The sequence below is a fragment of the Cellulomonas taurus genome (assembly GCF_012931845.1).
In the GTDB taxonomy this organism is placed as follows: Bacteria; Actinomycetota; Actinomycetes; order Actinomycetales; family Cellulomonadaceae; genus Cellulomonas; species Cellulomonas taurus.
In genome coordinates this window covers 1-26,828 of sequence record NZ_CP051884.1, presented here as the reverse complement: position 1 = coordinate 26,828, position 26,828 = coordinate 1, and the positions used below count along the sequence as shown (strand labels likewise).

The following is a 26,828-nucleotide window of genomic DNA, read 5'->3' as shown; positions in this document are numbered from 1 at the left end:
GGCGTGAGCATCGCACTGCGGTACGCCGCCCGCTCCGACGTCGGCCTGGTCCGGTCGAACAACCAGGACTCCGCCTACGCCGGTCCGCACCTGCTGGTGGTCGCCGACGGGATGGGCGGGCACGCCGGAGGCGACGTCGCCTCCTCGGTGGCGATCGCGGCCCTGGCACCGCTGGACGGCGAGTCGCACGGTCCGGACGACGCACTGGATGAGCTGGAACGCGCCCTGGACGGCGCCCGGGACGAGATCATCTCGCTGTCCCAGGAGCAGCCGGAACTGGCCGGGATGGGCACCACGGTGACCGCGATCCTGCGCTCCGGCAACAAGCTCGCGATGGTGCACCTCGGTGACTCCCGCGGCTACCTGCTGCGCGACGGGGTGCTGACTCAGGTCACCACCGACCACACCTTCGTCCAGCACCTGGTCAACACCGGCAAGATCACGCCGGAGGAGGCCGAGCACCACCCCCAGCGGTCGGTGGTCATGCGGGTGCTCGGCGACTTCGACGCGGACATCGCCCCGGACCTGTCGGTGCGCGAGGCACGGTCCGGCGACCGGTGGCTGCTGTGCTCGGACGGACTGTCCGGCTTCGTCAGCGGCGACACCATCGCCCGCACCCTGCACGAGATCCAGGACGTCGACACCTGCGCCGAGCGACTGGTCCAGCTGGCCCTGCGTGCCGGTGGCGGCGACAACGTGACGGTGATCGTCGCGGACGTGGTCGAGCTGGACACCCTGCCGGACGGCGCCGGACCGAACACGAACGCCGTGATCGTCGGGTCGGCCGCCACCACGCGGAACACCCCGACTGCCGCCTCGGACGGTCCGGCGGCCCGGGCCGCCGAGCTGTCCCGGCAGGCGAACACCCCGGCCGGTGGGGTTCCGGTCGTCGCCGAGCCGTCGGAGGACGACGACGCCGATGACGACGAGCGTCGTGCCCGTCGCCGCCGCCGGATCCGCGGCTGGCTGTTCACGGTGCTCGCGCTCCTGGTCGTGGCCGGCGCCGCCTTCGGCTTCTACCGCTGGACGCAGACCCAGTTCTACGTCGGGGAGTCCGACGGCCAGGTCACGATCTACCGGGGCATCCCGCAGACCCTCGGCCCGGTGACCTTCTCCGAGGTGGTCGAGGTGACCGACCTCGCCCTGGACGACCTCCCGCCGTACGTCCAGCAGCGGGTGGAGCAGACGATCCACACCGATTCGTTGGCCCGCGCCCGGGAGCGGGTCGACGCACTGGCCGAGGACGCGACGCCGGAGCCCGAGCCGACGCCCTCGCCGTCGGTGACCCGGAGCGCCACCGACTCCCTCGATCCGCAGCCGACGGACGCTCCGTGATGGCGACCGTCCAGGCGCACCGGGTGCGCGCCGGGCGGGGCACCGAACTCGGTCTGCTCCTGCTCGCCCTGGTGATCGGCATCGCGTCCTATGCCCTGGTGGGGCTGGGGGCGACCGAGGAGCTGCCCGCCGACGTGCTGGGTTACGGCGCCGGGATGACCGGTCTCGCGTTGCTGGTGCACCTGGTGGTCCGGTGGCGGGCGCCCTACGCCGACCCGGTGATCGTGCCGGTAGTGGTGGCGCTGAACGGCGTCGGCCTGGCGATGATCTACCGGATCGACCTGGCCCGTGAGGCCCGGGGCATGACCCAGATGTTCGCCGGCAAGCAGTTGGCGTGGTCGGCGATCTCCGTGGTGCTGGCCTGTCTGGTGCTGATCCTGCTGCGCGATCACCGCACGCTGCGGCGCTACACCTACACCGCGATGGTCGCCGGTCTGGTGCTGGTCGCCCTGCCGCTGGTGCCCGGACTCGGCACCACGATCAACGGCGCCCGGATCTGGGTGCGCGCCCTCGGGTTCTCGCTGCAACCCGCCGAGCTGGCCAAGATCGCGCTGGCCATCTTCTTCGCCGGGTACCTGGTCACGCACCGGGACACCCTGGCGCTGGCCGGCCCGAAGATCCTCGGCCTCCAGCTGCCCCGGCTGCGCGACCTCGGCCCGATCCTGGTGGTCTGGGGCGCCTCGATCGCGGTGCTGGTCTTCGAGCGGGACCTCGGCACGTCGCTGCTGCTGTTCGGGCTGTTCGTCGCGATGCTCTACGTCGCCACCGAGCGGCTGAGCTGGATCGTGATCGGTCTGCTGCTGTTCGCCGGTGGCGTGGTGCTGGCCGCCTCGACCTTCGGGCACGTGGCCGCCCGGTTCGACGTCTGGCTGCACGCGCTCGACCCCGAGGTCTTCGACCGTTCCCCCGGTGGCTCCGGTCAGCTGGTGCGCGGACTGTTCGGCCTGGCCAGCGGCGGACTGTTCGGCACCGGCTGGGGCCAGGGCCGACCGGATCTGGTGCCCTTCGCCGAGTCGGACTTCATCGTGGCCTCCCTCGGCGAGGAACTCGGGCTGACCGGTCTGATGGCGCTGCTGGCGCTGTACCTGGTGCTCTGCCAGCGCGGCATGCGGACCGCGATCGGGGTCCGGGACGGCTTCGGCAAGCTGCTCGCCGCCGGTCTCGCCTTCGTGATCGCCTTCCAGTGCTTCGTGGTGGTGGGCGGCATCACCCGGATCATCCCGCTGACCGGTCTGACCACCCCGTTCCTCGCCTACGGCGGCTCGTCGCTGCTGGCGAACTGGGTGGTGGTCGCGCTGCTGCTCCGCATCTCCGACGACGCACGCCGACCGGCCCCGGTGCTCACCGGCGACATCGTGCAAACGCCCGCCGGTGGACTGAGCATCGGGATGGCACCGGCCCGCGCGCTGGCGGACGCCACCCCGAAGGTCGCGCCGACCGACGACCAGCCCACCCAGGCCCTGCGCCGCTCCGACGGAGGTGACCTGTGAACACCGCCCTGCGCCGTCTGGCCAGCATCACGATGGTGATGTTCCTGGTCCTGCTGGTCGGCACCACCTACGTCCAGTTCGTGCAGGCGTCCTCGCTGAACAACGACACCCGTAACGTCCGCACGCTCTACCGCGAGTACGGCAAGCCACGTGGGCCGATCATCGTCGGCGGGGAGGTCGTCGCGCAGTCGACGCCGGTCGACGACCCCTACGGCTTCCAGCGCAGCTACCTGCAGCCCGGCCTGTACTCGACCGTCACCGGCTTCTACTCCATCGTCAACGGCGGTTGGGGCCTGGAGAAGTCGGCGAACGACCTGCTCACCGGTTCCGCCGACTCGCTGTTCTGGCAGCGGGTGCAGGACCTGGTCACCGGCGCGCAGCCGCAGGGATCGTCGGTGGAGCTGACCCTGGACCCGGCAGCCCAGCAGGCGGCGGTGGACGCACTCGGCGGCCAGCAGGGCGCGGTGGTCGCCATCGAGCCGTCCACCGGGAAGATCCTGGCGATGGTCTCCACGCCCGGCTACGACCCGAACGCGCTGTCCACCCACGACACCGCGGCCGCGAACACCGCCTACCAGGACCTGCTCAACGCCGACGGCAACCCGCTGCGCAACAAGACCATCCAGGAGAACTACCCGCCGGGGTCGACGTTCAAGCTGGTCACGGCGGCCGCCGCCCTGGAGTCGGGGAACTACACCCCGGAGTCGGTGCTGCCTGCGCCGACGCTCTACACGCTGCCCGGAACCAGCACCACGCTGCCGAACTTCGGCGGCGGCTCCTGCGGCGCCAACGACGAGACCACGCTGGCGAACGCCCTCCGGATCAGCTGCAACACCGCCTTCGCCGACCTGGGCGCGACCCTCGGCGACGACGCGATCCGGGATCAGGCGGAGAAGTTCGGCTTCGGCGACGACTCGCTGGACATCCCGATGCCGGTGGCGACCTCCACCTACCCGGCGGACCCGAACGCCGCGCAGACCGCCCTCACCGCGATCGGTCAGGAGTCGGTGCGCTCGACCCCGCTGCAGATGGCGATGGTCGCCGCCGCGATCGCGAACGGTGGTGAGCTGATGCGCCCCTACCTGATCGACACCGTCCGCACCGCGGACCTGGACGTGATCAGCCAGACCGAGCCCAGCACCTACTCCCAGGCGGTCTCCGCGGACACCGCCCAGCAGCTCACCGACATGATGCTCGGCGTGGTGCAGTCCGGCTCCGGCACCGCCGCCCAGATCAGCGGTGTGCAGGTCGCCGGCAAGAGCGGCACGGCGCAGACCGGCGTCGACGGGGCGAACCCGCACGCGTGGTTCACCGCCTTCGCCCCCGCCGACAACCCGCAGGTGGCCGTGGCAGCCATCGTCCTGAACGGCGGCGACTCCGGTTCCGAGGCGACCGGTGGCCGGGTGGCAGCACCGATCGCCCGCGCGGTGATCCAGGCGGTGATCGACAAGTGAGGCCGGACGCGGGAGTGGTGCTCGGCGGTCGCTACCGCCTGACCCGGCGGATCGCCGTCGGCGGCATGGGTGAGGTCTGGGTGGCCCACGACCAGTCGCTGGAGCGGGACGTCGCGGTCAAGGTGCTGCGCGAGGAGTTCGCCGGTGACGCCGGATTCCTGGCCCGGTTCCGTACCGAGGCCCGCAACGCCGGCTCGCTGTCCCACCCCGGCATCGCCGCGCTCTACGACTACGGCGAGCAGCAGGGCTCCGCGTTCCTGGCGATGGAGCTGATCATCGGCGACCCGATGAGCGACATCCTGGACAAGGACCCGGTGATGCCGCCGCGCACCCTGCTGCCGATCCTGTCCCAGGCGGCCCGGGCGCTGCACGTCGCGCACCAGGCGGGGGTGGTGCACCGGGACGTGAAGCCGGGCAACATCATGATCACGCCCACCGGCAAGGTGAAGCTGACCGACTTCGGTGTCTCGATGGCCAGCAACCAGGTGCCGATGACGGCGACCGGCATGGTGATGGGGACGGCGCAGTACCTGTCCCCCGAGCAGGCGGTCGGCGGCCCGGCCAGCGCCGCCTCCGACATGTACGCGCTCGGGATCATCGCCTACGAGGCCACCGCCGGGAAGCGGCCCTTCACCGGCGCGACCGCGGTGGACATCGCCGTGGCGCACGTGAACCAGGCGGTGCCGCCACTGCCCGCGCAGGTCGACCCGGCGCTGGCCCGGCTCATCATGCGGTTGCTGGCCAAGGACCCCGTCGAGCGCCCGGCGACCGCCGAGGAACTCGCCGACCTGCTGGACGCCCTGGTGCCCCGCACCCCGGCCGCCGGGATGCCGTCGCTGCCCGGCAGCGACGCACCGCGTCCGGCGGCGATCCCGGTGGGCGGCCGGCCCCGGAGCGAGCGCGGTCGGCCGTCCGCCGACGGGGCAACCCGGGTGCGCGGGCAGGCGGCGACGCCGAACCCGATGACCGCCGACCAGCCGCTGCCACCGGCCTTCGACCCGCGCACCGGCCGGCCGCTGGGCCAGCACACGCCGCCACGGGGCAGCGGACCGGTCAACCGCCCGCACGCCCGCATCCCGCGCAGCCGGCTGGATCGGATGCAGGTGCGCTGGCCGCTGCTGGCACTCGCCGTCCTGGTCGTGGCACTGCTCGGGGCCGCGCTGGCCGACAAGATCGTCGGTTCCGCGGACCGGTTCCCGCTCGATCACGATCTGAGCACGACCAGTGTGGGCCGAGTCCTGGCCGCAGGGGACAATGACATGATGCGCGAGCGCGTGTCCGGGTTCGGCCCGGACGCCCAGACGACGACAGTGAAGGACGCCTAGTGGTGGACGACGGATCCCGGATCCTCGCCGGACGGTACGAGGTCGGCGAGCTCATCGGCCGTGGTGGCATGGCCGAGGTGCACATCGGGCACGACACCCGGCTGGGTCGCACCGTGGCGATCAAGATCCTGCGCTCGGACCTGGCACGCGACCCGTCGTTCCTGGCGCGGTTCCGTCGGGAGGCGCAGGCGGCCGCGGCACTGAACCACCCGGCGATCGTCGCTGTCTACGACACCGGCGAGGACACCATCACCGACTTCGCGACCGGTGCCGTCCAGCACGTGCCGTTCATCGTGATGGAGTACGTCGAGGGGCACACCGTCCGCGACATCCTGCGCGACGGCCAGGCGGTGCCGATCGACGAGGCGATCGAGATCACCACCGGTGTGCTGTCGGCGCTGGAGTACTCGCACCACGCCGGGATCGTGCACCGGGACATCAAGCCCGCGAACGTCATGCTGACCCCCACCGGGGCGGTCAAGGTGATGGACTTCGGCATCGCCCGCGCGGTCGCGGACTCCGCCGCCACCATGACCCAGACCCAGGCGGTGATCGGCACCGCGCAGTACCTGTCCCCGGAGCAGGCGCGCGGCGAGACCGTCGACGCGCGCTCGGACCTGTACTCGGCCGGCTGCCTGCTGTTCGAGCTGCTCACCGGTCGCCCGCCGTTCATCGGTGACTCGCCGGTCGCGGTCGCCTACCAGCACGTCCGCGAGCAGGCCCCGGCGCCGAGCTCCCTCGCCTCCGACGTCCCGGAGGTGCTGGACCGGATCTGTGCGAAGGCACTGGCCAAGGAGCGCGACCACCGGTACTCATCGGCCGCCGAGTTCCGCGCCGACCTGGAATCGGCCGCCCGCGGTGGACATGTCGCCGCCCCGGCGCTGGCCGCAGCCGGTCTGGGTGCCACGCAGGTGATCTCCCCGCAGGCAGCCGAGGCCACCCAGGTGATGGACGGTTCGGTCGCGCCCGCCTGGGCCCCGACCGCCGTCGAGCCGGTCGGCACCTCGACCGATCTGGACGAGGCCGAGCCGGAGAAGTCCAAGAAGTGGCTCTGGATCACCCTGAGCATCATCGGCGTCCTCGCGGTCGCCGGTCTGATCTGGGTGCTGCTCCAGGGCAACAAGCCCGATCCGACGCCGCAGGTCGAGGTGCCCACGGTGGTGGGTCTGGCCGAGGCGGACGCGACCGCCGCGCTGACCGACGCCAAACTGGAGTCCAAGCGGGTCGAGGAGACATCGGCGACCGTGGCGGCCGGGATGGTCACCCGATCCGACCCCACCGAAGGCACCTCCGTCGACGAGGGCTCCACCGTCACCCTGTACGTCTCCACCGGCCCGGACACCGCCTCGGTGCCCGACGTCAGCGGGATGAGCCAGCAGCAGGCACGCGACCAGTTGGAGGCCGCCGGATTCACCGTCGGCAACGTGACGCAGGAGAACAGCCCCGACCAGGCCGAGGACCGGGTGCTGCGCACCGACCCGGCGGCGGGCCAGGCGGTCGCCGCGGGCGCCGAGATCACGATCGTCGTGGCCTCCGGCCAGGTCGACCTCCCGGACCTGACCGGCAAGACCCAGGACGAGGCGCAGGCCGAACTGGGCAAGCTCAAGCTGTCGGCGGTGATCAAGACCCAGGAGTCCGACACGGTCGAGGCCGGTCGGGTCATCGGTCAGGACCGGGCGGCCGGTCCGGTGCCGCAGGGCACGACGATCACCCTGTCGATCGCCACCGCACCCACCACGGTCACGATCCCGGACAGCATCGTCGGGATGGACTCCGAGTCCGCGACCTCCGCGCTGCAGCAGCTCGGGTTGACCGTGACCACCCAGGGCGCGCAGTCCAACGACGTCGCCGAGGGCAACGTGATGTCCAGCAACCCGAGCCCCGGCACCTCGGTGAAGGTGGGCAGCACGGTGACGCTGACCGTGTCCGAGGGCGCTCCGCAGTCGAACAACGGCGGCGGCAACGGGGGCGGGAACAACGGCGGCGGGAACAACGGCGGCGGGAACGGCGGCGGTACCGCGAACCCCTGAGCCGTACGACATGACGAAGGCCCCGACACTCGCGATGAGTGCCGGGGCCTTCGTGTCGTCACGGAGTCGAACCCGGCGTCCGCGTTCAGGCGCGGCCCCGGTGAGCCGTGGTGGTCGCCCGGCTCCGTCGCCCGCGGACCAGCAGCGTCAGTCCTGGCGGACCAGCGGACGCAGCTCGGCGGACCGGGCCACCGCCTGGTCGTCACCGGTGACCGCGAGCCAGTTGGCCAGCAGCCGGTGGCCGCCCTCGGTCAACACCGACTCCGGGTGGAACTGGACCCCGTGCAGCGGCAGCTCGCGGTGCTGCAGGCCCATGATGATGCCGTTCGCCCGGGCGGTGACCACCAGCTCGTCCGAGACGGTGTCGTCCACGACCGCGAGCGAGTGATAGCGGGTCGCGGTGAACGGGGTCGGCAGACCGGCGAACACCCCGTGGCCCTCGTGCTCGACCTGACTGGTCTTCCCGTGCATCAGCTCGGGCGCGTGGGTCACGGTACCGCCGAAGACCTCGCCGAGTGCCTGGTGACCGAGGCAGACGCCGAGCATCGGGGTGCCGGTGGCGGCGCAGTCCCGGATCACCTGGATCGAGTCACCCGCTTCGGCCGGGGTCCCCGGTCCGGGCGAGATCAGCACCCCGTCGAAGCCGGAGCGCTGCGCCAGGGACGGCACGGCGTCGTTGCGGACCACGACCGTCTCAGCACCGAGCTGATCGAGGTATCCGACGATGGTGTAGACGAACGAGTCGTAGTTGTCCACGACCAGGATGCGGCTGCCCACGGGGTTACTCCTCACCGACGGTGGCGTCGTTGAACGGCATGAACGGGGCGATCTCGGGGAACACCCACAGGAAGCAGGCGGCGAGCACGGCCGCTGCCAGGACCAGCAGGATCAGGGCCCGCACCACGGCGGGTCCGGGCAGATGACGCCAGAGCCAGCCGTACATCAGAGCTCAACACCTTCCAGCTCGGCCGGGATTCCCTCGGAGGTCGGCGCCCAGTAGTCGAGCTCGCCCCAGACGATGTACCGCTCGCGCGCGGAGTACATCGGGTGGCACGAGGTCAGGGTGATCAGGCGCCGGGTGGCCGTCTCGTTCGTGACCGTCTCGTCCCACGGATCGGGCTGGATGGTCCAGACGTCCTTGGGGTAGACGATGTCCGACCCGATCACCCGGTAGACGTACCAGGTGTCCTGGGTCCAGACCACGATCGGGTCGCCCTCCTGCAGCTCCGCGACCCGGTTGAAGGGCTTGCCGTAGGTGGTGCGGTGCGCGGCGAGGGCGAAGTTGCCCAGACCGCCCGGCATCGCGACCCCGTCGTAGTGCCCCACACCCAGCGGGTTCAGCACATTCGGCCGGTCGGTGCCCTGGGTGATGGTCCGGGTCGGTTCGCCGTCCCAGCGCGGCACCCGCATGGACGCGAAGGTGGTCAGGTACTCGGGCTGCTCGATCACCGGCGGGTCGTCGTACCGGGGCGTGACGATGCCGCCGGTCTCCTGTCCCTGCTCGATCGGATCGTTCCAGCCACCCGCCTCGACCACCGCTGCCTGCTCACGGTTGCCCTCGACGTCGGTCCACCACAGCTGCCAGCCAAGGAACGCGAGCAGCAGCACCCCGCAGGTGATCAGCAGCTCCCCGACCACCCCCACGAAGCCGAGCACGAAGCCGCCGAACCCGCGGCGGTTCGGCCGGGTCCCGCGGTCGTCGGACCGGTGGTGGCGGGCACGTCGGGACGGGGTACCGGGGTCGGCGAACACGTCGTCGAAGCCGGGCACCGGAGCGTGGGTGCCGCTCATCCTGCGGAGTCCTCCTGGTCGGCATCACCCGATCCAGCTGCGGCGGCGACCAGGCCCGGCAGGATCTCGGTCCCCTCCGGCACGCTGGCATAGGTCAGATCGGCCGGGCCATCGTAAGCGGGCAAGCTGAGATCGGACCGTTCCTCCACCGACCAGCCCAGACCCACCGCGGTCACCCAGCTCTTGTACGCCCGGATCGCCGGGTCCGCGTTCAGGGCGGCCAGCAGCTTGTCCGGGTCGCCGACGGCCGTCACGACGTAGGCCGGGGAGTACCGCCGGCCCTGCAACGACAGCACGTTCCCGATGCACTGGAAGGCACTGGTGGAGATCACCCGCTGGTCCATCAGCATCATCGCCTCGGCCCCACCGGCCCACAGCGCGTTGATCACCGCCTGCAGGTCCTGCTGGTGCACCACCAGGTCGTCCACCCCCACGCCCGCCGGCCGTGGACCGTTCGGATCCGCGTCGTCCAGCTTCACCACCAGCCCCTCGCCCGTCACCGGCACCTGACCGGCGGCGACGTCGGCGGCGATCCCGGCCGAGGACCAGTCGATCCCCGACTGCGCGTTCTGCTGAGCGGTCAGCGCGTCCACCTCGCTGCGCAACTGATCGACCTGGTTCGCGAGGCGTTCCCGGCGGGAGTCCTCGTTCGCCTGCAACCCGGGCAGGTCGACGGCCTGCCGCTCATTGGTGCCGTGGGACAGCCGAGCGTTCGCGGTGAACAGCGCACCGGCCAGCGCCGTCACCAGCGCCACGCTGACCGCGCCACGCAGACCGTTCCGGCGCTTGGCCCGGTGCTGATGATGCTCGGTGCGCGCTGCTGACACCTCGTGCTGCTCGGACACGCACCCTCCTCCCGGGTCGACGCCACTACGCTAGGTCACATTCTCCGGCCTGCAGGGTCGGTTCCGGTCGCCGCCACACAAGTCAGGAGCATCCCCGTGCCGAAGTCGAGGACGCGGAAGAAGGCGCAGTACATCGCCCCGCAGGAGAAGTCGGTCGCCAAGGTCGGCAACCCGACCTGGTTCGTCCCGGTGGTGATCGGCCTGCTGGTGGTCGCGCTGATCTGGATCGTGGTGGCGTACCTGACCAGCTTCGCCTTCCCGATCCCGTCGATCGGTGCCTGGAACCTGGCGGTGGGCTTCGGCTTCGCGCTGGTCGGGCTGGGGATGCTCACCCGCTGGCAGTGATCCGCTGACCCTCGCCCCGTCCGCCCGTGCACGGGTGGGCGGGGTGTGTCGTATCCGGCCCCGCGACCCGGGCCCCGGGCACCTCCGGCGTACGCACCGCAGGGCGCACGCGCCCAAGGCCGGAACCCTTCGCCAGGCCAGCCGCCTCGAGCCGTAGTGGTGAGGCGACCGCTCATCCCGCGCCAGCACCCGCAGGCGTTGTCCCCAGGCGCTTCCCCGCGATCCACACCCGATCCCCAGGGCGACACGCCGGGAAACCCCGCGTCTTCGGCGTGTTGACGGTGCACTGTCCCCAGCGGTGGACATCCCTGTGGATAACTACACCGGTGTAATTCCACAGCTGTGAGTAACTCTGGGGACGGTCCTCCCGGGGCCCCGGGTTGCTCCAGGAGTGCCCGATCGGTCAGCGGATCAGAGGAAGCCGTGCTGGCTGTAGAGCACGACTGGCACCGCGACCAAGAGGATCAGCGCGCCGACACTGGCGCCGATCGCGGCGACCTGCTGCCGCTCGCGGGGGGTGTAGGCGAAGATCGCGCCGAGGGCGGCACCGATCACCAGACCGCCGAGGTGCGCCTGCCACGCCACCCCGGGCAGGACGAAGCCGAGCACCGCGTTGATCGCGATGATCCCGACGATGGTGCCCGCCGACCGGCCGACCCGGCGCAGCACGACCAGCACGGCACCGAACAGGCCGAAGACCGCACCGGAGGCGCCGTACAGGCCGGTGACCCAGCCCTCGGGGAACGGCGCGAGGACCAGGAACATGACCGAGCCGCCCAGGGCGCTCAGCAGGTAGAGCACCGCGAACCGCCACCGGCCGAAGGCCTGCTCCAGGAAGGGCCCGACCGACCAGAGCGCCACCATGTTGAACAACAGGTGGAACGGCTGGTTGGGCGCATGCAGGAAGGCCGAAGTGAGGAACCGCCACGGCTCCTGCGCGCCGACCACCGGGGCGAACAGCAGGTCACGGGTCCAGGTGCCGCTGACCTGCTGCAGCACGTAGCTGAGCACGCACAGGCCGATCAGGGTCAGCGTGACCACCGGGCGGCCCTGGCGCACCACGCCGCCGAAGATGGTGCGGTTGCTCGGGGTGCGCGCCGCCGCCTCACGCACGCAGTCGACGCACTGGATGCCGACCGCGGCCGGGCGCTGGCACTCCGGGCAGGTCGGTCGGCCGCACCGCTGACAGCGCACGTAGGACACGCGGTCGGGGTGCCGCGGACAGACCGGCGGCGGTGGAGTGGGGGCAGCGCCCGGCTGCGGGTAGCTCATGGGTGGGTCAGGACTCGATGGTCACCGACTCGATCACCACGTCCTGCGACGGCCGGTCGCCCGGGCCGGTGCGGGTGGTGGCGATCTCGTCCACGACCTTCTTGCTGTCCTCGTCGGCCACCTTGCCGAAGATGGTGTGCTTGCCGTTCAGGTGCGGGGTCTCGGTCACGGTGATGAAGAACTGCGAACCGTTGGTCCCGCCGACCTTGCCGGAGATCGGGTCCCGGCGCTGACCGGCGTTCGCCATCGCGAGCAGGTACGGCTCGGAGAACCGCAGCTCGGGGTGGATCTCGTCGTCGAAGGTGTAGCCGGGGCCGCCGGTGCCACGGCCGAGCGGGTCGCCGCCCTGGATCATGAAGCCGTCGATCACGCGGTGGAAGACCACACCGTCGTACAGCGGGGTGTTCTTCTGCTCGCCGGTCGCCGGGTCGGTCCAGGTCTTGTCGCCGGTGGCCAGGCCGCGGAAGTTCTCCACGGTGACCGGGGCGTGGTTGGGGAACAGCTCCAGGCGGATGTCGCCACGGTTGGTGTGCAGAGTCGCGTACATGCCGTCATCCTCGCACGGGGGTCTGACGATCAGCTGGGTGGATCCGGTGCGTCTCGCGCTGCCACCTGCGCGAAAGCCGACTCAGTGGCAGAGTGGGAGGCCATTGAGACCAGCGTGGAGCGGGAGTGAGTGGACATGCCCTTTCTGACCCGACGGAGCAAGCTCGATCGCGTCGCCGACAAGTTGCAGGCCGAGCGCCTCAAGGACCAGGCGGCCGACGTGGGTGCGGCCCTGGCCGAGGCCCGGTCGAAGGCGGCCGGACAGGCGGGCAAGCTCGCCGTCGTCGCCAAGGAGCAGGCGGTGGAGAAGGCCGGTAGCGCCAAGGAGGCAGCCGGTCACGCCGTGGAGTGGAGCCAGCCCCGGGTGGAGGCCGCCATCGAGTGGCTGCTCCCCCGGCTCGACCACGCCTACAAGGAGAGCGTGAAGGCCGCCGCCCCCCGGGTGGAGAAGGCCGCCGAGAAGGCCGGACCGGTGATCGACACCGCGCACGACAAGCTGGTGGACGAGCTGCTGCCGAAGCTGGTCGCCGCGGTGAACGACGCCGCCGACCGTGCCGGCGCCGCGGTCTCCAAGGCCGCCGACAGTGCACAGGCCGCCCCGGAGAAGCTGACCAAGGCGTCCAAGAAGGCCGCGAAGGCGATCGAGGAGGCCCAGAAGCCCAAGGGCAAGGCGGGCAAGCGGTTCCTGATCGTCGCCACGGTGGTCGGCGCCGGTGCCGCGGTCTTCGCGTGGAGCCGGTCCCGCAGCCAGAACGACCCGTGGGCCGAGCCGTGGGAGCCGGAGGCACCGACCGGTGACCAGATTCGCGCCCGGGCGCAGGCCGCCCGCGAGGACCTGAACGACCAGCTCGGTGAGGCGGCCGAGGCGGTCGGCGAGGCAGCCGGTGAGGCCGTGGCCAAGGGCCGTGAGGCCGGCAAGAAGGTCGCGGAGAAGGCCGCCGAGGTCCGGGACGCCGCCACCGAGCGCGCCCAGGACGTGCAGGAGAAGGTGTCCGAGGCGACCGAGAAGGTGCAGGACGCCGCCAAGAAGGCAGCTCCGCGCCGCAGCTCCACCAAGCAGCCGGACGGTTCGGGCGAGAACGCCTGAGCCGACCGTCGAACGGCCCGTCCTCCACGTGGGGGCGGGCCGTTCCGCATGTCAGGCGCGCAGGATCTTGTCCATTGCCTTCCCCTTGGCCAGCTCGTCGATCAGCTTGTCCAGCCAACGGATCTGCTGCATCAGGGGGTCCTCGACCTCTTCGACCCGGATGCCGCACACCACGCCGGTGATCAGGTCGGTGTGTGGGTTCATCGGGGCGGCGACGAAGAACTCGGTGAACGTCGACCCGCGTTCCAGGTGCGCGCGGAACTCGACCTCGGTGAACCCGGTCAACCAGAGGATGATCTGATCGACCTCGGCCGCCGTGCGCCCCTTGCGCTCGGCCTTGGCGAGGTACGCCGGATACACCGACGCGAAGCTCTGGCTGAAGATCCGGCTCATTCGCCGAGGCTAATCCCGTCCAGCAGCTCCCGGCTCGCGGTGACGATCTGGTCCTGGGCGTCGGCGCGCGAGGTGGTCGGCGTGCCGTCACCCGGCTGGGCACCGTAGTCGGCGAAGAAGGCGTGCACCGCGCCGGACACCTGGACGTACGTGGTGTCCGCGGGCAGCTTCGCCTGCGAGGCGTCGACCTTGGCCGGGGTGCTCAGGCCGTCCTCGGAGCCGGAGATCGATGTGACCGCCAGGTCGGCGCCGCTCATGTCGTCCAGCGGGTACGACGCGTGCAGCAGGAGACCGTCCACCAGCTGCGGGTGGTCCTCGGCGAACCGGGCGGCGGCCACGCCACCGAGTGAATGGCCGCCGACCGCCCAGTGCGTGATCTCCGGGTGCGCGTCGATCGGACCCGCCGACTGCCCGAGATCGGTGAGCGCGATGCCGAGCGGTTCCTTGAGCACGACCACCAAGTACCCTGCCTCGGCGAGCGGGCGCAGGACGGCCGCGGTGGCGCGGACGTCGACCCGGGCGCCGGGGGAGTAGACCAGGCCGGTGGTGGCCTGACTGCTCGGTGCGAAGGTGTACCAGCCGCCGGACTCGGTGATCGTCACGGTGGAGTCGGAGACCAGTGCGGCCCGTGCGGCGTCGGTCGCAGGGAATGGCCTCAGCCATGCGCTCGCCCCCGCCAGGACGGCCAGGAGCACCAGCCCGAGTGCGGTCCCGATACCGCGCACCACCCGGCGGGGTCGGGTCGAGTGGTGAGACGTGCTCGCTTCCGTCGTCGCGTCCCCTTCTCCACGCTCGGCGGCGTTGGCGGACGTCCGTTCGGGCCGCGGGCGGGAGCGAGCGACCACTGAGCGCACGGCGAAGGCGAGCACCAGCACGCCTGCCAGCGCGGAAATCCCCAGCAGGACCGCCAACGACACGTGCTGGTGCCGGACGGTGTCGCCGGTGCTCAGCAAGGTCCAGGAGGGAGCGACGATCAGCGCGACGCCGATCAAGCCGCGCAGCAGAAGCAGAAGTCGGGATCGCACCCGGCAATGCTAAGCATGCTGAGCACATCACGCCTGCCAACGACGAACGCCACCGATCCGGTGCGGATCAGTGGCGTTCGGTGGTGGAGCCAAGGGGACTCGAACCCCTAACCCCCTGCTTGCAAAGCAGGTGCGCTACCAATTGCGCCATGGCCCCGGGGTGGTGCCCCGTGTGGTCAGTCGACCGTGTCGGTGACCTCGGCCCACAGGTCCCGGTCGTCCCGCTCGGCGGTGTACCGCGTGTAGGCGACGTAACCGACGGCGGCGACCGCCGCGAGCAGCAGGAGCTTCTTCACGGGATTCTCCAGGTGGGTCGGGAGTGGGCCTAAGAGGACTTGAACCTCTGACCTCTTCCTTATCAGGGAAGCGCTCTAACCGTCTGAGCTATAGGCCCGATGTCACGCTGTGCGGACCGGATGAGGTTACCCGATCATCAGCCCAGGTCCCAAACCGTGGCCGGTCGACGCTGCGACCGGCCACGGTGCGGGGTGATCAGTCGTCGGTCATGGTGAGGTGTACGCCGCCCACCAGAGCCGCCGAGATGTTGTAGATGAACGCCCCGATGGTGCTCAGCGCGGTGATCAGGAAGACGTTCACGATCGAGATCAGCGCGGTCGCGGAGATCACCCGGTCGTAGGACACGTAGTCGAGCAGGTCGAAGTTGGAGTCCGCGAGGATCTCGGTGACCAGGTCGTTGATGCTGGCGAAGACGTGCATCCCGTTCAGGGCCAGCCAGACCGCGGAGACCGCGACGACCAGCATGATGCCGATCGCGAAGGACACCAGGAACGACAGCTTCATCACCGACCACGGGTCGATGCGGGACACCGCGAGCCGCACCCGGCGCGGACCGGACTCGCTGGCGGCGGACGGGGCCGGCTTGCTCGGGCGGTCCTTGCTCGGACGGTCCTTGGCCGGGCGGTCGGTGCTGGGACGGTCAGCGGCCGGGCGGTCCACCGGGGTGAGCGTGACGGCCGGGGTCTCGGTCTTCGGCGCGGATCCCGCGGGCTTGGCCGTCTCGGTCTTGGCGGGAGCCGCGGTGGCGGTCTCCGGCTTCACCGACTCGGTGGCCTTGGTGGTGGTCGATCCACCGGTCTTGACCGCGGCACCCCGGGCTGCGGCACCGGAACGCGGTGCGGTGCTGGGGGTGGCAGCGGTGTCGTCCTTGCCCGACTTCTTGCGCGGCGGAATCGACGGCGGCTTCTGATCGCTCACTCGCCGGCCTCCTCGGGGGTGGTGTCGTCAGCGACCGGGACGTCCGTCGCTGTGCTGGAATCCTCGTCCACGGTACCGGCATCCTCCTCGACCTGACGCTCACTGTTGCGCGCCACGGCGATGATCCGGTCGTTCTTGTCGGGCTTGGCGAAGATGACGCCCTGGGTGGTCCGGCCGGTCGCGTTGACCTCGCTGACCGCGGAGCGGACGATCTTGCCGCGCTCCATGATGACCATCACCTCGTCGTCGGTGTCGACCACGAGGGCACCGACCAGGTCACCGTTGGACTCGGGCAGGTTCGCGACCTTGATGCCCAGCCCGCCACGGCCCTGCTGCCGGTAGTTCTCCACCGTGAGGGCGGTGCGCTTGGCGATGCCGCCCTCGGTCACGGTGAACAGGAAGGCGTCCTCGCGCACGACGTCCATCGACAGCAGGTCGTCGTCGCCGCGGAACTTCATGCCGGTGACACCGGAGGTCGCCCGGCCCATCGGACGCAGGGTGTCGTCCGAGGCGGTGAACCGCACGGACTGGCCCTTGCGGGACACCAGGATCAGGTCCTGGTCGGAGTTCACCGCGCGGGCCGAGACCAGCTCGTCCGCCACGCCGTTGTCGTCCTCGCGCAGGTTGATCGCGATCACGCCGCCGGTGCGGTTGGTGTCGTACTCGGTCAGCCGGGTCTTCTTCACCAGACCGGACCGGGTGGCGAGCACCAGGTACTCCGCCGCGTCGTAGGTGCGGATGTCCAGCACCTGGGCGATCTTCTCCCCGGGCTGGAAGGCCAGCAGGTTCGCCACGTGCTGACCCTTGGCGTCGCGGCCGCCCTCGGGCAGCTCGTAGGCCTTGGCCCGGTACACCCGACCGAAGTTCGTGAAGAACAGCAGCCAGTTGTGCGTCGTGGTCACCGAGAAGTGGTCGACGATGTCGTCCTCGCGCAGGGTCGCGCCGCGCACGCCCTTGCCGCCACGCTTCTGCGCCCGGTACGCGTCAGTCCGGGTTCGCTTGGCGTAGCCACTGCGGGTGATCGTGACGACGATGTCCTCCTCGGCGATCAGGTCCTCGACCGAGACCTCACCGTCGTAGGGCAGGATCGTCGTGCGCCGCTCATCGCCGTAGCGGTCGACGATCTCGTCCAGCTCCTCGCGGACGATCGACCGCTGCCGCTCGCCGGAACCGAGGATCGCCCGGTACTCGGTGATCTCGGCCTCGAGCTTGGCGTAGTCGTCCAGGATCTTCTGCCGCTCCAGCGCTGCCAGGCGGCGCAGCTGCAGGGTCAGGATCGCGTTGGCCTGCACCTCGTCGATGTCCAGCAGCGCCATCAGCCCGGCGCGTGCCTCCTCGACGTCAGGGGAGCGACGGATCAGCGCGATGACCTCGTCCAGCGCGTCCAGCGCCTTGAGGTAGCCGCGGAAGATGTGGATCGCTTCCTCGGCCTTGCGCAGCCGGAAGCTGGTCCGACGCTGGATGACGTCGATCTGGTGCGCGGTCCAGTGCCGGATGAAGGCGTCCACGCTCAGCGTGCGCGGCACCCCGTCGACCAGGGCGAGCATGTTCGCGCCGAAGGTCTCCTGCAGCTGGGTGTGCTTGTAGAGGTTGTTCAGCACCACCTTGGCGACCGCGTCGCGCTTGAGCACGATCACCAGGCGCTGGCCGGTACGGCCCGAGGTCTCGTCGCGGATGTCCGCGATGCCCTGCACCCGGTTGTCCCGCACCAGGTCGGCGATCTTCTTGGCCAGGGTGTCCGGGTTGACCTGGTACGGCAGCTCGGTGACGACCAGGCAGATCCGGCCCTGGATCTCCTCGACCTCGACCACCGCGCGCATCGTGATCGAGCCACGGCCGGTGCGGTAGGCCTCCTGGATCCCCTTGTGACCCAGGATGGTCGCGCCGGTGGGGAAGTCCGGGCCCTTGATCCGGGTCAGCAGCGCCGCGAGCAGTTCCTCGTGGCTGGCCTCCGGGTGGTCCAGGTGCCAGCGGACGCCCTCGGCGACCTCGCGCAGGTTGTGCGGCGGAATGTTGGTCGCCATGCCGACCGCGATGCCGGCCGAGCCGTTGACCAGCAGGTTCGGGAAGCGCGACGGCAGGACCGCCGGCTCCTGGGTGCGGCCGTCGTAGTTGTCCTGGAAGTCGACGGTGTCCTCGTCGATGTCCCGGACCATCTCCATGGCCAGCGGCGCCATCTTGCACTCGGTGTACCGCGGTGCGGCGGCCGGATCGTCACCGGGGGAGCCGAAGTTCCCCTGGCCGGCGACCAGCGGGTAGCGCAGCGACCAGTCCTGGACCAGGCGGACCAGAGCGTCGTAGATCGCGGTGTCACCGTGCGGGTGGTACTTGCCCATCACGTCGCCGACGACGCGCGAGCACTTGGAGAACTGGCGGTCGGGTCGGTAGCCGCCGTCGTACATGGCGTAGAGCACGCGACGGTGCACGGGCTTGAGGCCGTCGCGCACCTCGGGCAGGGCACGGCCCACGATCACGGCCATCGCGTAGTCGAGGTACGACTGCTGCATCTCCAGCTGGAGATCGACCTGCTCGATGTTGCCGTGCTGGATGTTGTCGCCGGTCAGTTCGGTCACGAACTCAGTCCTTTTTCAGCTACGGGAGGCTCAGATGTCCAGGAAGCGCACGTCGCGCGCGTTCTGCTGGATGAAGCTGCGGCGCGACTCGACGTCCTCGCCCATCAGCACGGAGAACACGCTGTCCACGGCGGCGGCCTCCTCGAGGGTCACCTGCAGCAGGGTGCGGTGCTCCGGGTCCATCGTGGTGTCCCACAGCTCGGAGTAGTCCATCTCACCCAGACCCTTGTAGCGCTGGATGCCGTTCTCCTTGGGGATCCGCTTGCCGTTCGCCTGGCCGTCGGCCAGCACGGCGTCCCGCTCCCGGTCCGAGTAGACGTAGTCGTGCGGGGAGTTGGACCACTTGATCCGGTACAGCGGCGGCTGGGCCATGTAGACGTGGCCCTGCAGGATCAGCTCCGGCATGTACCGGTAGAGCAGGGTGAGCAGCAGGGTGCGGATGTGCTGGCCGTCGACGTCGGCGTCCGCCATCAGGACGATCTTGTGATAGCGCAGCTTGCTCAGGTCGAAGTCCTCGGCGATGCCGGTACCGAAGGCGGTGATCAGCGCCTGGACCTCGGCGTTGCCCAGCGCCTTGTCCAGGCGGGCACGCTCGACGTTCAGGATCTTGCCGCGCAGCGGGAGGATCGCCTGGGTGCGCGGGTTGCGGCCGCGGACCGCGGAACCACCGGCCGAGTCACCCTCCACGATGAAGATCTCGCACTCGGCGGCGTTGTTGGACTGGCAGTCCTTCAGCTTGCCGGGCATCGAGTTCGACTCCAGCAGGCCCTTGCGCCGGGTCGCCTCGCGCGCCTTGCGGGCGGCCATCCGCGCCTGGGACGCCTGGATCGCCTTGCGGATCACGTCCTTGGCCTCGTTCGGGTGCGAGTCCAGCCAGTCGCCGAGCTGCTCGTTCACCACCCGCTGCACGAAGGTCTTGGCCTCGGTGTTGCCGAGCTTGGTCTTGGTCTGGCCCTCGAACTGCGGCTCGCCGAGCTTGACCGAGATGACGGCGGTGAGTCCCTCACGGATGTCGTCGCCGGTGAGGTTGTCGTCCTTCTCCTTGAGGATGCCCTTGTCCCGGGCGTACCGGTTGACCAGCGAGGTCATCGCCGCCCGGAAGCCCTCCTCGTGGGTGCCGCCCTCGGTGGTGGCGATGGTGTTCGCGTAGGTGAACACCGACTCGGAGTAGGCGCTGGTCCACTGCATCGCGATCTCCAGGGAGATCTTGCGCTCGGTGTCCTCGGCCTCGAAGTCGATCACCTCGGGGTGCACCAGGTCGACCTTCTTGGTCGAGTTCAGGTGCTTCACGTAGTCGACCAGACCGCCGTCGTACTTGTAGCTGACCGTGCGGTGCGACGCCTGCGCCGGGTCGGAGCCGGACTCGGCACCGGTGACCTCGTCGTCGACGTCCTGGCCCTGCGGGCGCTCGTCCGTGAGGGTGATCCGCAGGCCCTTGTTCAGGAACGCCATCTGCTGGAACCGGGAGCGCAGCGTCTCGAAGTCGTAGACCGTGGTCTCGAAGATCGCCGGGTCGGCCCAGAACGTCTGGGTGGTGCCGGTCTCGTCGGTGGCCTCGCCCTGACGGATGGTGCCCTGCGGGTGGCCGCCGTCGGCGAAGTCCATCTCCCAGGCGTAGCCGTCCCGCTTGACCTGCGACTCGACCCGGCTGGACAGGGCGTTCACCACGGAGATGCCGACGCCGTGCAGACCACCGGAGACCGCGTAGCCGCCGCCGCCGAACTTGCCACCGGCGTGCAGGATCGTCATGACGACCTCGAGGGTCGGCTTGCCCTCGGTGGGGTGCATCTCGACCGGGATGCCACGGCCGTTGTCGGAGACCCGCACCCCGCCGTCCGCCAGCAGCGTCACGCCGATCGTGTCGCAGTACCCGGCCAGTGCCTCGTCGACCGAGTTGTCGACCACCTCGTACACCAGGTGGTGCAGACCGCGCGCACCGGTGGAGCCGATGTACATGCCCGGACGCTTGCGCACCGCCTCCAGTCCCTCGAGGACGGTGATGGCGGAGGCGCCGTAGTCGCCGCCGTTCGGCTTGGGTGTCTGATCGGCCACGGTCGGTGGTGCTCCTCAGTCCTGCGCAGCCCGTGGCTCTGCTGCCATGGGCATGACCACCCGATTCTACCCTGTGAACGTGCCGATTCGGTGGTCGACCCGCGCGTAATCGGCGTCAGACGGCCCGCTGGCGGCTCGGAGGGCCGTTCCGCGTACCCCACCCCGGGAAGGGGGGTCGACGCGTCTCAGCCCCAGGTGTCCCGGGGGCCGCGTCCCTTGACCGACCGTTTCCCGCGGCCGAAGCCCGGACCGGCCGGCCCGAGCACCCGCACGTCCTTCACCACACCCTGCCCCACGTCCTCCGCCATCCGGCTGACCAGCTGCGGAGCGAGCAGCTTCAACTGCTGCGCCCACGCGGTGGAATCGGTGCGGACCAGCAGGATCCCGTCCGTGAAGCTCTCCGGGGTGCAGTGGTCGGCGATCTGGTCGCCGACCACGTCCCGCCAGCGGCCGATCACGCCGCCGACCGAGATCTCCGGCACCCACCCACGGTCGCGGAACAACCGGGACATCGTGGCTGAGACGGTCTGCGGATCGCGAGGATGCACACCCGGCGCACCCCGGTCCGCCGGGCTCAGCGGCGAGCGGGGCGTCGACTGCTGGCCCGGGCGGTAGCCCTTGGACCGGGCAACCGCCTTGAACCGCCCGAGAGCCAGACGGGCCATCTGCGGCGCCGGGGTCAGGCCCTCGACCTGCTCGCAGACCGGGATCGTGGGGTCCAGGTCACCCGCCACGGGTGACCTCCGATGCCAGCACGTCGAAGCGATCACCGGCCAGCTGCGGCGGCACGTCGCCCGGGACGGCCGCGGTGACGAACACCTGGCGAGCATCGGCGACCATCGTGGCCAGCCGGGTGCGGCGCTTGGCATCCAGCTCGGCGAAGACGTCGTCCAGCATCAGCACCGGTTCGCCGTCCGGTCCGGAGTCCGCGACCCAAAGGTCGGTCTCGCCGTCGATGGTGCCCTGCTGCGGTCCGTGGCTGAGCAGCTGGTACGACGCCAGACGCAGGGCCAGGGCGAAGGACCACGACTCGCCGTGGCTGGCGTACCCCTTGGCCGGCAGTCCGCCGAGGGTGAGCACCAGATCGTCCCGGTGCGGTCCGACCAGGCACAGCCCGCGGTCGAGCTCCTTGCGCCGGACATGCTCCAGCGCGCGCAGCACGTCGGCCTCGACGGCGACCGGGTCACCGGGGGCCGCCAGCGGCTCGACCGACGACTTGTAGGTCAGCTCGGCGGTGCCCTGGTCATCGCTGACCTCGCGGTACGCGGCCGCCACATACGGTGCCAGGGCCGCGACCACGGCGTGCCGGGCCACGATCACCCGCGCCGCCAGCTCGGCCAGCTTGGCGTCCCAGATGTCCAACGTGCTGAGGTCCAGGCGTGCGCCGCGCATCCCGGCCGCCGACTTCAGCAGTGCGGTGCGCTGCCGGACCACCCGGTCGTACTCGGCGAACACCCCGGCCAGCCGCGGCGTGATCTGCACGCACAGCGCGTCGACGAACCGGCGCCGACCATCGGGATCGCCCTTGACCAGCGACAGGTCCTCCGGGGCGAACAGCACCGAGCGCAACGCGCCGATCACGTCCCGGGAGCGCGACGGCGACCCGTTGAGCTTGACCCGGTTCTGCTTCCCGGAGCCGAGCTGGATGTCCAGCACCAGGGAGCGCTCGGAGCCATCGTCCTGAGCGCGCACGATCCGGGACCGCACCACCGCCGCCGACGCCCCGGCTCGCACGAGCGGGGCGTCGGACGGCACGCGGTGGCTGGCGAAGGTCGACACGTAGCCGATCGCCTCGACCAGATTCGTCTTCCCCTGTCCGTTCGGTCCGACGAACGCGGTGATCCCCGGTCCGAAGGTCAGATCGACCTGGTGGTACGACCGGAAGTCCGTCAGCGACAGGTGGGAGACGTACATGCGCGTGGGGCGTCAGCCCTCCGAGCGCACGCCGGACGGCGTCTCACCGGCGATGTCGCCGCCGGCGGACTTCACGGCGTGCCCACCGAACTGCTGACGCAGGGCGGCGACGGCCTTCATCGCGGGGGAGGTGTCCTGGCGCGACTGGAAGCGTGCGAACAGCGCGGCGGTGATGACCGGCAGCGGGACAGCGGCCTCGATCGCCTCGTCCACGGTCCACCGACCCTCGCCGGAGTCCGCGACCCAACCGTCGATCTCGTGGAACTCCTTGTCCTCCTCGAGCGCCTTGACCAGCAGCTCGAGCAGCCAGGACCGCACGACGGTGCCGCGCTGCCATGCCTTCATGGTGCCGGCGATGTCCTCGACGATGTCCTTGGCCTCGAGCAGCTCGTAGCCCTCGGCGTAGGCCTGCATCAGGCCGTACTCGATGCCGTTGTGCACCATCTTGGCGTAGTGCCCGGCACCGACCTTGCCCGCGTGCACGAAGCCCTCCTCGCGGGGGCCCTCCGGCCGCAGGGCGTCGAAGATCGGCAGCGCGCGCTCGACGTCCGCCGCGTCGCCGCCGACCATCAGGCCGTAGCCGTTCTCCAGGCCCCAGACACCACCGGAGACGCCGACGTCCAGGTAGTGCACGTCCTTGGCGGCCAGGGTGTCGGCGTGGGTGCGGTCGTCGCCGTAGTACGAGTTGCCGCCGTCGATCACCAGGTCGCCCGCGGCCAGCAGCCCGGACAGCTCCTCGATCACGGCGTGGGTCACCTCACCGGCCGGGACCATCACCCAGACGATCCGCTCACCGGCGGGCAGTGCCTCCACCAGCTCCGCGAGGGAGGCGACGTCGGAGACCTCCGGATTGCGGTCGTAACCGGTGACCTCGATGTCCGCTCGACGCATGCGCTCCCGCATGTTCGCGCCCATCCTGCCCAGACCCACCAGGCCGATCCGCATGTCTCCACCTCTCTCGCCCGACAGCACACGGGCCGACCCCGTGGTGGCACTGTCTGCGCCATTCTGCTGCCGACCACCCGGTGCTGACGACCGGAGCGACCGTCTGTCCGGTCACATCCGGTCGCGCCGCCGGTCCGGTCGAACCCGTCAGGAGGCGAAGCGGATCGGCACCAGCAGGTACCGGTACGCCTTGATGTCCTCGCCCTCCAGCGACTCCTGACCGGTGAACTCCACCGGCTTGTTCGGGTGGGTGAAGGCCATCCGAACGAACGGCGTGTTCAGCGCGCCGAGTCCGTCCAGCAGGAACTGCGGGTTGAACGCGACTGCGATGTCACCGCCGACCAGCGTCGCCTCCAGCGCCTCGGACGCCTGGGCGTCGTCACCCTGTCCCGCGTTCAGCACGACCTGGCCCTCGGAGAACGTGAGCCGGATCGCGGTGTTGCGCTCGGCGACCAGGGCGACGCGCTTGGCGGCGTCGATCAGCAGCTGGGTGTTGACCACGGCGTGGATCGGCGACTCGTCCGGGAACAGCCGACGCACCGGCGGGTAGTCACCGTCGACCAGCAGCGAGGTGGTGTGCCGGCCGCCGGCCTCGAAGCCGATCAGGTCGACACCCTGGCCGGTGGACAGACCGACGTTCACCGAACCGGAGGCACCGAGGGACTTCGCCGCGTCGTTCAGGGTGCGGGCGCGCACCAGGGCGACCTCGGAGATCGACGGGTCGGAGGGGGTCCACACCAGCTCGCGCAGCGCCAGACGGTACCGGTCGGTGGCGAGCAGCGTGACCTTCTCGCCCTCGATCTCCACCCGGACGCCAGTCAGCAGCGGCAGGGTGTCGTCGCGGCTCGCGGCCACGGTGACCTGCGCGACGGCCTTGGTCAGTTCGTCGCCGTCCACCGTGCCGGACAGGCTCGGCATCACGGGCAGCGTCGGGTAGTCCTCGACCGGCATCGTGAGCAGGGTGAACCGGCTGGCGCCGCAGGTGACCGACACCTTCGTGCCGTCCAGGACGACGTCGACCGGCTTGGCGGGCAGTGCACGGGAGATCTCAGCGAGCAGACGGCCAGAGACCAGGACGCTGCCCGGCTCGCTCACCTCCGCGGGGATCTCGGACCGCGCCGACACCTCGTAGTCGAAGGAGGCCAACCGGAGCACGCCATCCGCCTCGGCCTCGATCCGCACCCCGGCGAGCACCGGGACCGGCGGACGGGTGGGCAGGCTGCGAGCGATCCAGGTGACGGCTTCAGCGAGGACGTCACGTTCGACGCGGAACTTCATGCCCCACCCTCTCAGTCGTGGGACCGGAGTGATCCCAGGCGTGTGATTCCTGGCCGAAGACTACGCGAGAGCGCGCTGGTGGGGTGACCTGTGGACGGCGAACAGCCCACGAATTCCTTGGCCTGGATCGATTCTCCGGTCGCCCGGGGTCCCGGATCGGCCCGGCAAGGCTTGGACGGTCTGTGGATCTTCTTCTAGAGGAATCTGTCGTCGTGGTCATCGCGTCTGTGGAAGCTGTGGAGAACCACTGTTTGCGCAGGTCACCGGGTTCAACGGCCTGTGCTCGGAGCCTGGGGACGGATCGGTGGACAACGCCGAGCGCCGTGCACGGCGCGGAGAGCGTGATTCTCCGTCCACCGATCGCGCAGGATCCGTCCACACGAACGCTGGGGGTCATCCACCGGTATCCACAGGTCCGTCCACAGGTGTGGGAATCGTCCCATCGGCGGGATTCAGGACCGCGATTCCTGCTTGATCCGGTTCGTGAGTTCGGTGACCTGGTTGAAGATCGAGCGCCGCTCGGCCATCAGCTCACGGATCTTGCGGTTCGCGTGCATCACCGTGGTGTGGTCCCGGCCGCCGAAGGCCTGGCCGATCTTCGGCAGTGACAGGTCGGTCAGCTCGCGGCACAGGTACATCGCGATCTGCCGAGCGGTGACCAGCACCCGGGAGCGGGAGGAGCCGCACAGGTCCTCGATGCTCAGACCGAAGTACGCGGCGGTCTGCCCGATCACGGCGGTGGCGGTGATGTCCGCCTGGTCCTCGTCGGTGATCAGGTCCTTGAGCACGATCTCGGCCAGCGACATGTCGACCTGCTGCCGGTTCAGGTTCGCGAAGGCGGTCACCCGGATCAGGGCACCCTCCAGTTCGCGGATGTTGGTCGAGATCTTGGAGGCGATGTACTCCAGCACGTCGTCCGGCGCCGACAGGTTGTCGTTCGCGGACTTCTTCCTCAGGATCGCGATCCGGGTCTCGAGGTCCGGCGGCTGGACATCCGTGATCAGGCCCCACTCGAACCGCGACCGCATCCGGTCCTCGAAGCCGTTCAGCTGCTTCGGCGGCAGGTCGGAGGTGATCACGACCTGCTTGTTCGCGTTGTGCAGGGTGTTGAAGGTGTGGAAGAACTCCTCCATCGTCTGTTCCTTGCCCTGCAGGAACTGGATGTCGTCGATGAGGAGGACGTCGACCTCGCGGTAGCGGCGCTGGAAGGCGCCGGCCTTGCCCTCAGAGATCGAGTTGATGAAGTCGTTGGTGAACTCCTCCGAGTTCACGTACCGCACCCGGATCGACGGGTACAGGTTCCGGGCGTAGTGCCCGATCGCGTGCAGCAGGTGGGTCTTGCCCAGACCCGAGTCGCCGTAGATGAACAGCGGGTTGTAGGCCTTGGCCGGCGCCTCGGCGACCGCCACCGCCGCGGCGTGCGCGAAGCGGTTGGACGAGCCGATGACGAAGGTCTCGAACAGGTACTTGGGGTTCAGCCGGGCCGGCTCGGCACTGGGGGTCGGACCGGCGGGCTGGCGGCGGTAGGGCTGCTGGACGACCTCGACCGGCTCCGGCTCGGGAGCCGGTTCCGGTTCGGTGTCCTGTTGCTCGGTCGCGGGTGCCGCTCCGGTGGAGGAGGTGAGGTGGTCGCCCTTGCCGGTCTCCAGCGCGGGGTCGACGGTGATCGCGAACCGGGCCTCCCGGCCCAGCGCCGAACCCAGTGCCTCCGTGACCTCCGCGCGGACGCGGGTCTCCAGGTAGTCCTTGGTCAGGTCGTTGCCGACCGCCAGCAGCATGGTGCCGTCCAGCAGACCGAGCGGCGTCGCGAGTCGCACGAAGGCGAGCTGACGAGGGGTGATGTCCGGGCTGACCTCGAGTTGGGCGACCGCGGTCGCCCATACCTGGTGGAGCTGGTCGTCCTGGGATGGCAC

At 70.2% G+C, this 26,828-nt stretch carries 24 protein-coding genes and 2 tRNA genes; 7 read left to right on the top strand and 19 right to left on the bottom strand.

Features of this window, described 5'->3' with window-relative positions; genetic code table 11:
• The first annotated feature begins 3 nt into the window (after positions 1 to 3).
• The 5 genes from HGK68_RS00125 to pknB are packed head-to-tail and all read left to right on the top strand — an operon-like array spanning position 4 to position 7,634.
• Positions 4 to 1,335 carry a Stp1/IreP family PP2C-type Ser/Thr phosphatase gene (locus HGK68_RS00125; protein WP_169164135.1) on the top strand — a complete coding sequence of 444 codons (1,332 nt, stop codon included), beginning with the start codon at positions 4 to 6 and terminating at the stop codon, positions 1,333 to 1,335.
• Positions 1,335 to 2,825 (top strand): FtsW/RodA/SpoVE family cell cycle protein, encoded by a 1,491-nt coding sequence (locus HGK68_RS00120; protein WP_169164134.1) that lies wholly within the window; start codon positions 1,335 to 1,337, stop codon positions 2,823 to 2,825. Before HGK68_RS00125 ends, HGK68_RS00120 begins: the two co-directional genes overlap by 1 nt.
• Positions 2,822 to 4,279 carry a peptidoglycan D,D-transpeptidase FtsI family protein gene (locus HGK68_RS00115; protein ID WP_169164133.1) on the top strand — a complete coding sequence of 486 codons (1,458 nt, stop codon included), beginning with the start codon at positions 2,822 to 2,824 and terminating at the stop codon, positions 4,277 to 4,279. Before HGK68_RS00120 ends, HGK68_RS00115 begins: the two co-directional genes overlap by 4 nt.
• Complete coding sequence (locus tag HGK68_RS00110; RefSeq protein WP_169164132.1) at positions 4,276 to 5,604, top strand: serine/threonine-protein kinase; 1,329 nt, start codon at positions 4,276 to 4,278, stop codon at positions 5,602 to 5,604. The genes HGK68_RS00115 and HGK68_RS00110 overlap by 4 nt, the downstream gene beginning before the upstream one ends.
• Positions 5,604 to 7,634, top strand: a complete 2,031-nt coding sequence (pknB, locus tag HGK68_RS00105) for a Stk1 family PASTA domain-containing Ser/Thr kinase (protein ID WP_169164131.1) — start codon at positions 5,604 to 5,606, stop codon at positions 7,632 to 7,634. The genes HGK68_RS00110 and pknB overlap by 1 nt, the downstream gene beginning before the upstream one ends.
• 147 nt (positions 7,635 to 7,781) lie before the next feature.
• On the opposite strand, the gene HGK68_RS00100 is transcribed toward pknB, so the two are convergent.
• The 4 genes from HGK68_RS00100 to HGK68_RS00085 are packed head-to-tail and all read right to left on the bottom strand — an operon-like array spanning position 7,782 to position 10,270.
• On the bottom strand, positions 7,782 to 8,411 hold the full coding sequence (locus HGK68_RS00100; protein ID WP_169164130.1) for an aminodeoxychorismate/anthranilate synthase component II: 630 nt from the start codon (positions 8,409 to 8,411) through the stop codon (positions 7,782 to 7,784).
• A 4-nt stretch (positions 8,412 to 8,415) separates the two neighbouring features.
• The gene (locus tag HGK68_RS00095) at positions 8,416 to 8,577 is read right to left on the bottom strand and encodes a hypothetical protein (protein ID WP_169164129.1); all 162 of its coding nucleotides are present in this window, start codon (positions 8,575 to 8,577) and stop codon (positions 8,416 to 8,418) included.
• Positions 8,577 to 9,425 carry a class E sortase gene (locus HGK68_RS00090; protein WP_169164128.1) on the bottom strand — a complete coding sequence of 283 codons (849 nt, stop codon included), beginning with the start codon at positions 9,423 to 9,425 and terminating at the stop codon, positions 8,577 to 8,579. Before HGK68_RS00090 ends, HGK68_RS00095 begins: the two co-directional genes overlap by 1 nt.
• Positions 9,422 to 10,270, bottom strand: coding sequence for a DUF881 domain-containing protein (locus HGK68_RS00085; RefSeq protein ID WP_246260451.1), 849 nt, complete (start codon positions 10,268 to 10,270; stop codon positions 9,422 to 9,424). Before HGK68_RS00085 ends, HGK68_RS00090 begins: the two co-directional genes overlap by 4 nt.
• Positions 10,271 to 10,366: 96 nt before the next feature.
• On the opposite strand from HGK68_RS00085, the gene HGK68_RS00080 reads away from it, so the two are divergent.
• Positions 10,367 to 10,615, top strand: coding sequence for a cell division protein CrgA (locus tag HGK68_RS00080; protein ID WP_169164127.1), 249 nt, complete (start codon positions 10,367 to 10,369; stop codon positions 10,613 to 10,615).
• A 411-nt stretch (positions 10,616 to 11,026) separates the two neighbouring features.
• On the opposite strand, the gene HGK68_RS00075 is transcribed toward HGK68_RS00080, so the two are convergent.
• Both HGK68_RS00075 and HGK68_RS00070 read right to left on the bottom strand, forming a co-directional pair.
• The gene (locus HGK68_RS00075; protein WP_343036952.1) at positions 11,027 to 11,818 is read right to left on the bottom strand and encodes a rhomboid family intramembrane serine protease; all 792 of its coding nucleotides are present in this window, start codon (positions 11,816 to 11,818) and stop codon (positions 11,027 to 11,029) included.
• A gap of 76 nt (positions 11,819 to 11,894) precedes the next feature.
• On the bottom strand, positions 11,895 to 12,434 hold the full coding sequence (locus tag HGK68_RS00070) for a peptidylprolyl isomerase (RefSeq protein ID WP_169164125.1): 540 nt from the start codon (positions 12,432 to 12,434) through the stop codon (positions 11,895 to 11,897).
• A 135-nt stretch (positions 12,435 to 12,569) separates the two neighbouring features.
• On the opposite strand from HGK68_RS00070, the gene HGK68_RS00065 reads away from it, so the two are divergent.
• Positions 12,570 to 13,520 (top strand): hypothetical protein, encoded by a 951-nt coding sequence (locus HGK68_RS00065; RefSeq protein ID WP_169164124.1) that lies wholly within the window; start codon positions 12,570 to 12,572, stop codon positions 13,518 to 13,520.
• 51 nt (positions 13,521 to 13,571) lie between these two features.
• On the opposite strand, the gene HGK68_RS00060 is transcribed toward HGK68_RS00065, so the two are convergent.
• From HGK68_RS00060 to dnaA, 13 genes are all read right to left on the bottom strand, one after another.
• On the bottom strand, positions 13,572 to 13,913 hold the full coding sequence (locus HGK68_RS00060; protein ID WP_169164123.1) for a DUF2200 domain-containing protein: 342 nt from the start codon (positions 13,911 to 13,913) through the stop codon (positions 13,572 to 13,574).
• Positions 13,910 to 14,938 (bottom strand): alpha/beta hydrolase, encoded by a 1,029-nt coding sequence (locus tag HGK68_RS00055; RefSeq protein ID WP_246260449.1) that lies wholly within the window; start codon positions 14,936 to 14,938, stop codon positions 13,910 to 13,912. The genes HGK68_RS00060 and HGK68_RS00055 overlap by 4 nt, the downstream gene beginning before the upstream one ends.
• Before the next feature lie 81 nt (positions 14,939 to 15,019).
• Positions 15,020 to 15,095 (bottom strand) — tRNA-Ala (locus HGK68_RS00050).
• Between the two features lie 19 nt (positions 15,096 to 15,114).
• Positions 15,115 to 15,234, bottom strand: coding sequence for a DLW-39 family protein (locus tag HGK68_RS15990; protein WP_210766870.1), 120 nt, complete (start codon positions 15,232 to 15,234; stop codon positions 15,115 to 15,117).
• Between the two features lie 24 nt (positions 15,235 to 15,258).
• Positions 15,259 to 15,332 (bottom strand) — tRNA-Ile (locus tag HGK68_RS00045).
• Positions 15,333 to 15,430: 98 nt separating this feature from the next.
• Positions 15,431 to 16,153, bottom strand: a complete 723-nt coding sequence (locus HGK68_RS00040; protein WP_169164122.1) for a DUF3566 domain-containing protein — start codon at positions 16,151 to 16,153, stop codon at positions 15,431 to 15,433.
• Positions 16,150 to 18,726 carry a DNA gyrase subunit A gene (gyrA, locus tag HGK68_RS00035; RefSeq protein ID WP_169164121.1) on the bottom strand — a complete coding sequence of 859 codons (2,577 nt, stop codon included), beginning with the start codon at positions 18,724 to 18,726 and terminating at the stop codon, positions 16,150 to 16,152. Before gyrA ends, HGK68_RS00040 begins: the two co-directional genes overlap by 4 nt.
• Positions 18,727 to 18,756: 30 nt before the next feature.
• Entirely contained in the window at positions 18,757 to 20,778 is a 2,022-nt protein-coding gene (gene gyrB, locus HGK68_RS00030; RefSeq protein WP_169164120.1) for a DNA topoisomerase (ATP-hydrolyzing) subunit B, read from the bottom strand.
• Positions 20,779 to 20,963: 185 nt separating this feature from the next.
• Entirely contained in the window at positions 20,964 to 21,512 is a 549-nt protein-coding gene (locus tag HGK68_RS00025; protein ID WP_246260447.1) for a DciA family protein, read from the bottom strand.
• Entirely contained in the window at positions 21,502 to 22,692 is a 1,191-nt protein-coding gene (gene recF / locus HGK68_RS00020) for a DNA replication/repair protein RecF (RefSeq protein WP_169164119.1), read from the bottom strand. The genes HGK68_RS00025 and recF overlap by 11 nt, the downstream gene beginning before the upstream one ends.
• A gap of 12 nt (positions 22,693 to 22,704) precedes the next feature.
• Positions 22,705 to 23,637 carry a phosphogluconate dehydrogenase (NAD(+)-dependent, decarboxylating) gene (gene gnd, locus HGK68_RS00015; RefSeq protein ID WP_169164118.1) on the bottom strand — a complete coding sequence of 311 codons (933 nt, stop codon included), beginning with the start codon at positions 23,635 to 23,637 and terminating at the stop codon, positions 22,705 to 22,707.
• Positions 23,638 to 23,784: 147 nt separating this feature from the next.
• Positions 23,785 to 24,915: a DNA polymerase III subunit beta gene (gene dnaN / locus HGK68_RS00010; protein ID WP_169164117.1), complete on the bottom strand. Its 1,131-nt coding sequence runs from the start codon at positions 24,913 to 24,915 to the stop codon at positions 23,785 to 23,787.
• Positions 24,916 to 25,367: 452 nt separating this feature from the next.
• Positions 25,368 to 26,828 (bottom strand): chromosomal replication initiator protein DnaA, encoded by a 1,461-nt coding sequence (gene dnaA, locus HGK68_RS00005; RefSeq protein WP_169164116.1) that lies wholly within the window; start codon positions 26,826 to 26,828, stop codon positions 25,368 to 25,370.